10 protein-coding genes and 1 pseudogene are annotated in these 12,303 nt (G+C 55.5%); 6 read left to right on the top strand and 5 right to left on the bottom strand.

Translation table 11 applies throughout. From position 1 onward, the window contains the following. Window positions 1–24 precede the first annotated feature (24 nt). From M504_RS22575 to M504_RS18570, 5 genes and pseudogenes are all read right to left on the bottom strand, one after another. Window positions 25–666: an XdhC family protein gene (locus tag M504_RS22575; protein WP_232296375.1), complete on the bottom strand. Its 642-nt coding sequence runs from the start codon at window positions 664–666 to the stop codon at window positions 25–27. A 261-nt stretch (window positions 667–927) separates the two neighbouring features. Then, window positions 928–1,140 (bottom strand): annotated as a pseudogene (locus M504_RS22570) (XdhC family protein); the annotation flags it as partial. Window positions 1,141–1,166: 26 nt separating this feature from the next. Continuing rightward, window positions 1,167–3,452 carry a xanthine dehydrogenase family protein molybdopterin-binding subunit gene (locus tag M504_RS18580; RefSeq protein WP_052201046.1) on the bottom strand — a complete coding sequence of 762 codons (2,286 nt, stop codon included), beginning with the start codon at window positions 3,450–3,452 and terminating at the stop codon, window positions 1,167–1,169. Window positions 3,453–3,465: 13 nt separating this feature from the next. Continuing rightward, window positions 3,466–4,470: a xanthine dehydrogenase family protein subunit M gene (locus M504_RS18575; RefSeq protein WP_047497123.1), complete on the bottom strand. Its 1,005-nt coding sequence runs from the start codon at window positions 4,468–4,470 to the stop codon at window positions 3,466–3,468. A 13-nt stretch (window positions 4,471–4,483) separates the two neighbouring features. After that, a complete protein-coding gene (locus M504_RS18570) occupies window positions 4,484–5,146 on the bottom strand; it encodes a (2Fe-2S)-binding protein (protein ID WP_047497121.1) in 663 nt (220 codons plus the stop codon). Between the two features lie 869 nt (window positions 5,147–6,015). On the opposite strand from M504_RS18570, the gene M504_RS18565 reads away from it, so the two are divergent. From M504_RS18565 to M504_RS18540, 6 genes are all read left to right on the top strand, one after another. Further along, window positions 6,016–7,053, top strand: coding sequence for a LysR family transcriptional regulator (locus M504_RS18565; RefSeq protein WP_052201045.1), 1,038 nt, complete (start codon window positions 6,016–6,018; stop codon window positions 7,051–7,053). Window positions 7,054–7,218: 165 nt separating this feature from the next. Beyond that, window positions 7,219–7,530, top strand: coding sequence for a hypothetical protein (locus M504_RS18560; RefSeq protein ID WP_232296374.1), 312 nt, complete (start codon window positions 7,219–7,221; stop codon window positions 7,528–7,530). Window positions 7,531–7,544: 14 nt separating this feature from the next. Further along, complete coding sequence (locus tag M504_RS18555) at window positions 7,545–7,808, top strand: VirB3 family type IV secretion system protein (RefSeq protein WP_047497119.1); 264 nt, start codon at window positions 7,545–7,547, stop codon at window positions 7,806–7,808. Beyond that, window positions 7,789–10,185 carry a VirB4 family type IV secretion system protein gene (locus tag M504_RS18550; protein WP_047497117.1) on the top strand — a complete coding sequence of 799 codons (2,397 nt, stop codon included), beginning with the start codon at window positions 7,789–7,791 and terminating at the stop codon, window positions 10,183–10,185. The genes M504_RS18555 and M504_RS18550 overlap by 20 nt, the downstream gene beginning before the upstream one ends. Further along, a complete protein-coding gene (locus M504_RS18545; protein WP_047497115.1) occupies window positions 10,182–11,015 on the top strand; it encodes a TrbG/VirB9 family P-type conjugative transfer protein in 834 nt (277 codons plus the stop codon). The genes M504_RS18550 and M504_RS18545 overlap by 4 nt, the downstream gene beginning before the upstream one ends. Window positions 11,016–11,017: 2 nt before the next feature. Beyond that, window positions 11,018–12,298 (top strand): TrbI/VirB10 family protein, encoded by a 1,281-nt coding sequence (locus M504_RS18540; RefSeq protein WP_047497114.1) that lies wholly within the window; start codon window positions 11,018–11,020, stop codon window positions 12,296–12,298. The last annotated feature ends 5 nt before the right edge of the window (window positions 12,299–12,303 follow it).

Genomic DNA, 12,303 nt, shown 5'->3' with positions numbered 1-12,303 from the left:
TAGACGTTCAGGGCTAACGCGGTTTCATAGCGTATTGAGCTCACATCGACTGAAGATCTGTCGTTCAGAGTCGACATCGACAAGGTAGCTCTGCACGCGATGCGCAGACAGCTTTTCCCGTGTTTGCGCCTTGCCACTGCAGACTGCCTGAGCCTCGGCGATGATCGCAAGTGCGATGTCTTCCGGTCCTTCACCGCCGATATCAAGACCGACCGGAGCGCTCACAACCTGGCAGCATTCTTCAATGGAAAGTCCGAGTCGACCCGCTGCGTCCCCCATGAGGAGCGAGCTGCGTTGACGCGAGCCGAGAAGGCCCAAATATTTCGGACGTTTCGACAAAAGGGCGATTAAGCAGTCTCGGTCTTGTTCAAAGCTGTGAGTCATGATGACAGCAGCGTCATGATCACTGACTTCATGCAAGATCTCTTCTCGAGAGGAGGAGACCCTGACATGTCGTTCTGGAAATCGGTCAGCAGCCGCGAGGTGCGTCCGCCCGTCGACCACCGTAACATTCCAACCGAGAAGTGAGGCCATCGTCACAAGGGGCTTTGCGTCGTCACCGGCGCCAAAAACAAAGAGTCGTTGAGGTGGCTTCAGGTGTTCGCAGACAACGCCTTCGACTGTGAGCCGAGTCGAGCCAGAGCTCTTGCGCTGAGCCTTCAGCACTTCCTCCTGTGAAAGTCCTGAACTTGCGAACAGTATTTGTCCGCCTCCATCAACGATGACTCGTTTCAGAGTGGTTGACGTTGACGGGAGCCATGTAACCACCAAACGTTCTTTGCCTCCGATGTGGTCTTCGAATGCGCTTAGTAGGGCTTGCCCTTCCTCTGAATCGACCGGCTCAAGGAGTACATCAAGTACGCCGCCGCAGCCGAGCCCATATGGAACCTCGGATGCGTCATCGAAGATTGTCGAATAACGTTCTATCGCTGCTCCATCTCGAACGAGCCAAGTTGCCTTTCGAACCAGGTCCGCTTCAAGGCATCCACCACTGATGCTGCCTTCGTAGGAGCCATCCTTACACACCAACAAGCGGGCTCCGGGTTGGCGATAACTCGATCCACTGACATGAAAGAGTGTCGCGAGAACGGAGCCATCGCCACGCTGCCACCGATCGATGATTTGTCGCCGCTCTCTCATGTTGTAAACAACCCTCCCTGGTTCACTTAGGCCTGGTGTCGAGCCGCCCCATGCACGCCCAACAGGTCTTCAATGCGAACTGGAAGATTACGCACCCGAACTCCTGTGGCGTGATAGACGGCGTTTGTGATCGCCGCTGCGACCCCTGCCAAACCGATTTCACCGACACCTCGCGCCCCAAGAGGGTTGAGGTTGTAATCGGGATAGTCGAGGAATGTTACGTCGATCTCCGGGCAATCCGCACTGACGGCGACAAGGTAGTCAGCAAGGCTCGCGTTGATCGGTGCACCAGACTTCGGATCATATTCGGTGGCCTCAAGCATCGCCATGCCAACGCCCATAACGACCGCGCCTTCGATCTGATTCCGCGCCGCCTTTGGGTTCAGCATTCGTCCTGCATCAATCACGGTCATCACACGGCTTACTCGCAGCCGAGCAATTTCCGGCTGCCAGGTAATCTCCGCAAATTGCGCTCCGTAACTATGAAATGAGAATTTGAGATTCGGATCGCCGAGCGTGCCCTGAGACTTGCCGGCTCCACTAATGGACTTCAGTTTGGCCATCCGAACGATAGCAGCGACAGGGACCTGTGTAGACGGCTGATCCTTGACTCGAACGAAACCCTCCGCATACTCCAACGTCTTGGCGTCCTTGCCGTGAAACGGAGATTCGGGAGTCTTGACCGCGACCGCGAGTGCCGCTTCCGTCGATTTCTGTGCCGCTTCCAATACCGCAGGAGTTACTGAGGCCGTAGCCCAAGAGCCTCCACTGATCGGGCCCGGAGGCAAAGCGGAGTCGCCGAGTACCACATCCACTTTATGGAGGGGCACGCCTGTTTCATGCGAGACGATTTGTGCTATGGCCGTATACGTTCCACCGCCAATATCCTGTGTGCCGCACACGACACGCGCCGAACCGTCGGCCAAGAGATCAACTGTTGCTTGCGAGTCGGTTCGTGCTGCAATCCACGTGCAAGCAGCTACACCCCAGCCGATCGTCATGCCTTCGGCATTCTTCATGGAGCCAATGGCTGGATTGCGGCGCGCCCAACCAAACTTTTCTGCCCCGGTCGTTAAGCACTCTTTTAGGTGACGCGATGAGAAAGGTAGACCCGTGCTTTCGTCTTTCTCGGGCTCATTCTTAAGCCGAAGCTCAACGGGGTCCATTTTCAGTTTGACCGCGAGTTCATCCATCGCTGATTCCAGAGCGTAGAGGCCCGGAACCGCCCCCGGACCGCGCATCGAGGTTGGTGTCCCGACATTACGACGCGCAAGTCCGCCTGTGACCAAAACGTTCGGGCAGGAATAGATGAAGCCAGTCGCTTCGCCGCAACCTTCGTCGTAGTCGTCCAGCATACTGGTGTGGTTCACATAGTCCTGCTGGATCGCCGTCATCTTTCCGGTGGTGTCGGCAGCGAGTTGTATCCGCTGATCGATCGCCGGACGATGGCCTACGCTTTGAAACATCATGCTGCGTGACACCACCAGCTTCACGGGCCGACCTAAATTGCGTGAGCAAGCCGCAGCCAAGAGTGCATGCGGCCACGGCCAGAGCTTTCCACCAAAACCGGACCCCAGGAATCGCGTGATGACCTGTACGTTTTCAGGAGGTACTCCAAGCATGGCCGCCATAACGTCGCGATGATTGACCACGGCTTGCGAGGTTTCATAGAGCGTGTACTTGCCGTCTTTATAAACCGCGACGGAAGCGTGCAATTCAATGGGATTGTGCGTTTCCGTGGGGATCTTATAAACAGCGTCGTGAATGACTTGACTGCTCTTCAGAGCATCGGCAGTGTTCCCACGCTTCGTTACTTCAGTTGCTGAAGGCGTCGTCAAAGCGGTACCGAGTAGCTTGTCTTCGATGCTCAGCGATGTTGGGTTATAGCGGATTTTGACAGCTTCGGCAGCTGCCCGTGCCTGTTCTACCGTCTGCGCTACCGCTACCGCTACGTATTGACCGTAGTAGCGAACGACCTTGTCCTCTAAAGGAGGCCGTCGTTCATCGACAATCATGCTGAAGCCGGCAGCAGGCGGGGTTCGATACAAAGGCCCCAGGGTTTCGTGGGAATAGACCGCGATTACACCTGGCATCTTCTCGGCGACTGCTATGTCCATCTCTTGAATCGTGCCACTGCTGACGGTAGCCGTGACGGGCCACGCATATACCAGTTCAGGGAAATGATGATCTGAAGAGTACATGGCCTTGCCCGTGGTTTTGAGGGGGCCGTCAATACGTGGTGTGGCAACACCGATGACGCTGCTTTTCGTGATCGGTTGCTGCTGCGGTAGCTGTTCTTTATGTTGTGCCATCGCTCATCTCCCGTCAGGCCTGCGCCACTGCTTGCGTCAGCGCATGCGTCAAACAACGTTTCGCTAGCTCGATCTTGAAACCATTTTGCGACTGTGGTTTTGCGTCGCGTAATGCCGCATCCGCTGCTGCGCGGAAATTCGCCGACGTGGGAGACTTGCCTCTCAGAAAATGCTCTGCCTCCGGGCTTCGCCATGGGACTGTTCCAACGCCTCCCAGCGCCACACGGATGAAGTCGATATGACCATTCGTCGTTTTCAAAATGACCGCCGCCGAGGAGAGTGCAAATTCATAGGAGGCGCGATCACGCAGCTTGAGATAGTAACCCTTCGACCCAGGTATCGGAGCGGGAAGAGAGATATAGGTGATCAGATCTCCAGGCTCAAGCACCGTCTCACGATTTGGTGTCGTGCCTGGCAAGAGATAGAACTGCGTAATCGGTACTGTCCTGTCGCCTTTGCTACCCGTGATGTGGATGACCGCTTCAAGAGCTGTTAGCGCAACATTCTGATCCGAGGGATTGGTCGCAATGCACTGGTCGCTGGTGCCGAGTATTGCCAGCATCCGATTATGGCCGCCAATGGCTGGACATCCAGTTCCGGGCTCGCGTTTGTTACACCCGAATGCCGTATCGCGGTAATACACACACCGCGTCTTTTGCAGAAGATTGCCAGCTGTCGTCGCCATGTTGCGCAATTGTGTCGACGCACCGCTGAGAATTGCCTGTGACAGGACGGGATACCGCTGTTTCACGGCGTCATGATTCGCAACCACGCTGTTGCGGGCAAGCGCTCCGATTCTGAGTCCGCCATCCGTGAGTGGCTCGACCGTGTCGAGTGGGAGGTTGTTGATATCAACGAGCTGGCGAGGCGTCTCGACGTTCAGCTTCATGTAGTCAACAAGGTTGGTGCCTCCCGCAATGAAACGGACCGGAGCACCTTGCTGCGCAGTCGACGAAGAGGCTTGCGCTTTGACTGCTTCTGGAACCGACCCTGCTGTGATCAAGTCAAATGGGTGCATGCTCAGCTCCTAATTAGGCAGTAGCATTACGACGGCAAGCCTGTACGGCAGCCACGATGTTTGGATACGCTCCGCAACGACAGATATTGCCAGAGAGCGCTTCTTTGACATCACTGTCGGCAGGTCCCCATGATTCACGCAACATCGCAGCTGCGCTCATAATTTGTCCGCTGGTGCAATACCCACACTGATATCCATCGTGTTCAACAAAAGCTGCTTGCAATGGATGCAGTTTGTCTGGTGAACCGAGTCCTTCGATCGTTGTGATCTCTTTGTTTTGCTGCATGGCTGCAAACAGAAGACAGCTATTGGCACGCTGGCCGTTGACATGAATCGTGCAGGCGCCGCATTGGCCATGGTCGCAGCCTTTTTTCGTGCCGGTCAGATGGAGCGTTTCCCGTAGTGTGTCGAGCACCGTCGCACGCGGATCGATCTCCACCTTGTGCATCTGGCCATTCACTCGAAGCGTGATCGGAACCGTTCCGGGAATCGAGTTCTCATGGAGCGCTTGCGCTGCCTGTGAGACAGAATCGACGACGGCTGCGGCGGCGAGAGGTGCCGCAACACCGGCTGTGGCTGTCGCCACTCCGGCAGCGCCTGCTCGCGTGAGGAACGCACGACGGCTTAGGCGTTCGATAGCGGTTAACGGCTTTTGTTCGTCCGAGTGGTCCGACATGGTCCCCTCCGTTCGTTTAGCTTGCTCTGTTCCAAGGTTTTCTTGTGCGCCATACAGCGGCGAATGCAAAGATCTTCAATTCAATATCGCGCTGGCAGTGAGTAACCGCCTTGTGTGACCGTGAGTCTAGCCCCGCTTCCATTCGTTGGTCTACGCCACTTGCCGAGTTACATCCTTCAAGATCACTCGCACGCACGCTATTTAGATGAATATTCACGCGAAAACGTTCGACAGCGGGACATACAAAACGTGACTTCTGGACTGCGTTTGCCATTTCTCGAGAACGAAGCGATCGGGTTCATGGCTAACAGAAGATTGGTCCGCCTCCACGCGTGAGCGTTGCGCAAATGGTCAGGAAGTGCTCGACGAATTTCGGGTTCTTGTATCCGCTATGTGTGAGAGGTCGGTGGTATCCCACCCCACGGCCAGGACCACTCGCTAGCTACCAAAAGAATATGGAAATACGACAAGTGTTGCTACTGTATTTCCAGTCGCGGCTAGGCCTCCGAGCTTGCGTCCCAGTGATCAGTCCTGACTGATTCCGTCCTCGACAGGCTCTGACTGTCGTACATAGGCAGATAACTACCGAGTTGGTTACGGTGTTGTGGTGTGGAACGGCTTCTATCCAGATGTTAGAACGGCTGTGATTTATGCAGATTCCCAGCTGCCGTTCGGGTTTTGTTGGTGCACGAATCTGGTGATGGTCGTTCCTGAGGAAAAATGCCCGCGTAAATTTGGCCGTTGTCGCGCCCGATACGTAAAATCCGGCGACGCTCTGTAACGATCAAAGAAGATCCACAAGTTCGCCATCTGTCCGTTCTCCGCCTCTCCTACCGCGCAACGCACGTTAAAACGGGACGACTGAACGAATGTACGATTGGGCCGAATTCAGGCACTTCCGATACCTTCTCGCAATCCTCGAGAAGCAGGGGTTTCGGGCTGCGGCGGAAGATCTTCGCACGGCACAACCAAACCTCAGTGTGCAGGCGCGACAGTTTCAAGAGAATGCATCGATTCGCCTCTATCGAAAGACGAAGAGCGGCCGCATCCGCATTACAGAAACCGGTATGGCGTTCATGACCCTCGCTCGCTTTCTCCTTGAGACGAGGCAAGAGGTGATTGATACTCTGATGGCGCTCGAACGCGGTGAACTCGGTTCCTTGCATCTGGGATACACCTCGCTTGCCGATCCGATCTTGTTTCGTGACTTGTGTGCTCTGCAGAAAGAGATTGCTCCCGCTTGTCAGATCCGTCTCAGTCACGGCGATACCGTGCAACTCGGCAAGGAAGTGCTGGAGAGAAGTCTGGACGCCGCACTGGTTACGCTGCCCATTGAGCATCCTGACCTCCGAGTTGAGCTATTGCGAAGTGACCGGTTGGTGTGTTGTCTTCGACGCGACGATCCATTGGCAATAAAGCTGGCGATTAAACCGCACGATCTTCAGGAACGGCTGTCGGTCCTGTTCCATCCCGATCGACATCCGGAGGCGCATGAACGTTTGCTGGAACTCTTCACGGATGCCGGTATCCAGATCAGAGAGTACTCGTGTGCTACGCATCCATCCGAGTTGCAGTCTCTTGTACGAGAGGGATATGGCATCGCCCTACTGCGAGAAGGAACAACTCTCGACGATGTGCTCACCACGCGTCCGGTTGCGGGAGTCTCGTGGACGGTTGACATGGCCATTATCTATCGCCGCGATACGCATTCCAAGTCGTTGCCGTTACTCGTCAAGAGATTGAAGAGAAACCTGGGCCTATCGAGAGTGCAAGGCTCTCCGAGTCGGGTCTCAAATGGTCATGCAACATCGACCGCAATGCGGCGGCTTCCGCAACCGGAAAAGACTGTTTCCACACAGCTGAATCTCCTCGATGCAATGGAAGGGAAGCGCGGCAAATGCGCATGACCGATACGAAGCAGCTATCCCCCGATAGCAAAGACGTATTGGACGGCATGTCCAGCTCTTCCTAATCTTCAGGCATATCTCGACTGCATGGAGTCGATGGAGGTGCCTATGAATCACAGACTTCGTATCGTTCGTTTCCTTCACTCACACCGCTTTAGACAACGTATGTTGAGGAACCTTCGTGAGTGTTACCGCACTCTTTTACCCCTTCTCGTTGCTTCCGGATGTGCCGGAATCGCACACGCACAAGGAACGATGGATTTCTCCGGCGCACAGACCTTGATGGGAACGTTCAAAACGTTTGCCATGTATGCCGGGGCAGTTATCTGTTTGGGGGGCTTGATATTCGCCGGCATTCGCATGATGTCTGGACGATTTCAAGATGCAATTCCTGGTCTCTTTGGTGCGCTCTTTGGCGCCGGTGTGCTCGGCTGGGGAGCTGGTTGGATTGGCTCGCTCACCGGGCAGCAGATGTAGGAGGTACATCTGCGATGTCCCGTCGAGGAGAGCCGCAAGCAATCAATCAGGCATTGAACCGTCCGCGAGCCAAACTCGGTCTGGACCTCACGGCATGGATGGCGATCGTATTCGTCTGCATTACGGTTTTCCTCGTTGGGCTTCGTCTGCTGGCCATGATGGCATTTCCCACGTTGGCAATCGCTGCATGGCTCATCATCCGCAAACACCCGAAGATGTTTCAGCTTTGGGGACTCAGCCTCAACCAAAAGAGCTACTATGACCCGCGCAAACACTGAGCAGATCCGATCGGTTCCATGGTTCGCGAAAGCGGGCGCGGCGTGCAGCATCGTTCCGATTGCACGCTTCGTGAACGACCACATCTTCGCATTGAAGAGTGGTGGCTACGGATGTCTCTTCTCCCTGTCCGGACTGGACGAAGAAGGACTGACAGATCAAGAGCTGGATTCTCATCTCCGCATGATCGAGGGCGCGTTACGTGGCCTACCGGATGGCGCCTGCCTCTACCAATACACGCGTGTGCGTTCTGGGTTCGCTCTCCCGCGACAGAAAACCTATGGCAATCCCGTCACACAGGCCTTCGTAGATGACCGTCTCCATTTCCTCGAGACGTCAGCAAGCTTCCGTCGTATCGACCTGCACTGGTGCCTGACATTGGAGCCACCTACGGCGGGATCTTTCAAGCACAAGCCACCGGAACATGCCGAAGTCACTTCTCGCATGCTGGTTGAGCTCGAAAAATCCGCGAGCCTCCTTGTTGGCAATCTCACCAGCCTGATTGGACTGTGTGGGCTCGACAAACAACAGGCGTTCCAGTTTTTCAGCTATCTCTTCAACCTTGAAGATTGGGCTGAACCATCACAACTCACATCCGGTCTCGGAGTTGATCGGAACATCGTACAGAGTGCCGTTTCCTGGGAGAACGATCACCTGCGCGTTGGGAAGCGCTTCGTGCAGATGTATTCGCTGAAAACCACACCCGAAGCCTCACGACCCTGCCTGTTCTCGAGCCTGCTAGGACTCGACTGTGACAGCATCCTTTGTTCGACCTGGCGGCCGAAGTCTTCGGCGACTGCCCGCCATGAGATTGACCAACAGGAGAAGTTCATCAGCTTCTTCAAAGTGGGCGTGTTGTCTCGCGTGATGGCCGGCAGAGACACAGCCTCGCTTGACACAGGAGCCGGGGCGAAGGCCGCGAACGTCGCCGTCGATGATCTGGGTGAAGTGATTCGTTCTTTGGATAAGAAAGCCCAGGGAGAATATTCTGTGAGGCTGCTTGTCGCTACGCGCAGCCTTAGCCAGTTGCACGCTATCTCTCCATCGGTGCATCGTGTCTTCGTCGAAGCCCGCGCGCAAATCATGGAAGAGACCTTAGGGAATCTCTCCGCGTTCTACGCGATGTTTCCGGGCAATGGGAAATTCAATGTCTTCCCTCTGTGGCTTGGTGAAGACCATCACGCACGATTGTCCTCCATTTTCGCACCGAGCCTGGGGCATGCGCATTCCGAGGATCTCGATGCCGAGTATCTGAACGTCTTCGAAACACGGACAGGGACGCCGTTCTTTCAGGACGCGTATGTAGATGGCGTTCGCGTGCAACTCATACTCGGGCCCACTGGCAGCGGCAAGTCAGTGACGGGCAATCTCACGATCGCGCACGAACAGAAGTACGGTGGCTTCACCTACATCTTCGACATCGGCGGCAGCTATGAGAGTGTGGTCGAACTCTACGGCGGTCGTGTCGACCGAATCGCCAAAGATGGTCCTCGTGTGAACCCATTCACACTCGAGCCAACCGAGAGCAACATCCAGTTCCTTTACAGCTTCATCAAGTTACTCCTCAGCAACGGTGGCGCCGCGTTAGAGCCAGAAGACGATGACGTGATCCACAAAGCCGTGCGGGACATGTATCTCCTGGATCCATCGAACCGCCGTCTGTCGAATCTCTATCTGCCCAAGAAACTAGACCGCTACCTGTCCAAGTGGGTGGGCCGTGGTGTCTACAGCGCGATCTTCGACAACGTGGAGGACAGTCTCTGGTTATCTCGTATCCAATGCTTCGACTTCCAGGGTGTGAACAATGCGCAATATGCCGACCTGATCGAGCCGCTGATGGTCTGGTTACTGCGATGCATCAACGATGTTCTCTTCAACCCTGATAATCTCGGTGTCCCGAAACACATCCTCATTGAAGAGATCTTCTCTTCGATGAAGAACCGCCAACTTCTCGAAGCAGCGCTGGCTTCGATTAAGACCGTTCGTAAGAATCTGGGTGGCGTCACGATGATCGGCCAATCGGTAGAAGATCTGGGCGCGAATGCCGACAGCATCGTCAACTCGTGCACGTCTTTCCTATTTCTTCGGGATGCCACGTTCAATCGCAAGCGATACGCCGAGCTCTTCAAAATGAACGAGCAACAGCTGTCGCTATTTGAGAGCCTGCAGGATCGTGAGGCGCTTTATATACGCCGCGACGGACTCACGAAAGTGATTCGCTTGAACCTTGACAGTCGGAGTTATGCGGCGTTCTCCACCAAACCGAAAGACCGAGTGCGAAGATCAAACCTCATCGCAAAATACGGACTCACCGAGGGCATCGCCCGCTTTGCTGTGGGTGAAACAGTGTCGCCATTTGAGAAAGGACTGGAAGCATGAAGCCGCTCATTCCTATCGCCGTCGCCTTGAACCTCGCTCTTGCCTCAGTCTCCGTGCGCGCGACAGAACCCGGGCAGCTGCTTCAGCCCAACGCATCGCGCACGGTCACTGTTCTGGAGTCGCAGACTCCACCCACGATCCGTGCAGGCTTGCTGCAATCGACATTGATTGTGTTGCCGGCCGAAGAGAAGGTAGCGAATGTCTTTGCTGGGGACACGGTGGACTGGGCCTTTGATGGAGGACACGTTGCTTCACGTTTCATCAGTGTGAAACCAAAGACGCCGAATGCAACGACGGATATTCATATCGTCTCCGATCATGGCAACGAGTACACATTGCAGTTGCGAGAGGTCTCCGGTGAAGGGGACAGCCATTACGATTCGAAAGTCCTTATAGAGCCTGGCGAACGAGCGGCCAGAGACAAGCTAACCCAGTTGCCAGTGTTTGTGCCCGCGGCAGAGCTCGATAGAGCCAGGTTGGAGATTGCTGCCGCACGGGCTGCTCAAGTCACTGCAGTCAGGGCCGAAGAGGCCAAGGAAGAAACCTACCGTAGCCAATATCCGCGTTCGCTGCACTTCGACTTTACCTGGGATGAGAAGAAAGGGAAGGAACTCGGCCTGCAACAGATTTGGCGTGATGAGAGGTTCACCTATCTGCGCGGCCAGTTTCAGGAGACGCCGGCGCTTTACGAGGTGAAAGACAAGAAGCCTTCGCTCATCAACTTCGACTTCGCGAGTGGCCTCTACACGATCCCCAAACAGATCGACGACGGCTACCTGGCGATTGGCAAACAGCGCGTCGACTTTCATCGCACGGGGGAGGGAAGGTAGCCATGCCGGAACTCGACAACAACGGTGCTCCTGCTACCGTCCCAGAGCAACCAGAGTCCAAGCCGCCTCTCAGGAAGGGCATGCCTGTGATCCTCGCCCTGGTGGTGATTGTTGCCTTGATCGGTATTGCCAATCTTTCCAGCCTACTGAAAGGCAATAAAAAGTCTGTTCCGGCCAGCGCGCTGACCATGAGTCCGACGACGTCCAACGCGCAACAGGTCGCTAGCTTTGAAACGCAACAGAAGATGCAGGCGCGGCACGATGCTGAAGAGCAACAACGGCAGCAGGCGCTCGCACAGGCTTTCCAGCGACTCCAGGAGGAGCAGGCCGTTCCCAGTCCGGAGTCGAATACTACTCCTCCAATGACTGCCGCACAGCGAGATTCGATCTATGGAGGAAGTTCCAACGCACCACAGCGTACCTCGAATGTCTCGGAAACGCAGGCCGAGGCGAAACAAAAGCGCCTCGCTCACGAAAAGCAGGAGCGGGATGCATTGAACAGCGACACCGTAGCCATCGACTTCTCTCATGGTGGGAGCAATCCCGTAGTTGTTCTGTCGGAGCAACAGCCTACCGTGACGACAACGAATGCTGAAGAGACTCTACCTAGACCCGCTTCGGTCGATCCGATGGCGGTCCAGCCGGTCAAGTCCGATACGTCCGAACCGATGGGATCGTATTCATTCGATCAGTACCAAGGGCGTCTCTACCGAGTCTTCGAGGGCACGGTCCTCGAAGGTGTGGTCACGAACCACATCGATGGCGGATTCTCAGGCCCGATTCTGGTCATGCTCACTACGGACTACTACTCGCACGACCACCTACAACTCCTGATGCCGCAAGGGACACGCCTGATTGGTTCGGTACAAAGCGTGGGGAACACGCAGCAACGGAAGATGTTCGTTACCTTTCATCGGGCCGTATGTCCTGACGGTTTCTCCCTTGATTTCGACAAGTATGTTGGCCTCGATCCGATCGGTACAACAGGCGTTGCTACAAAAATTGACCACGGCTACCTGCTGGCCTTTGGCGCGGCTGCAGCCATCGGCGGTCTGGGGGGCCTCGCACAGATCGGCAATAGTGGAACTGTCCTCGATCCATCAGCGCAAGTTCGCAACGGTATCTCCGCGCAAACCGCAGCGGAAGGGCAACAGGTCTTAAACCATTTCCTAAACCGACTTCCCGTCATCACCTTTAAAGAAGGATCGCGCGCTCGTGTGTATATCGGCCGCGACATCCTCATCCCGTCGTACGCAGAGCATCGCGTTGACCCCACGCTCTAGTCAAA

Source organism: Terriglobus sp. TAA 43, from assembly GCF_000800015.1.
GTDB lineage: Bacteria > Acidobacteriota > Terriglobia > Terriglobales > Acidobacteriaceae > Terriglobus.
The sequence above is the reverse complement of the archived record's forward strand: the minus strand, read 5'-3'. Positions and strand labels throughout refer to the sequence as shown.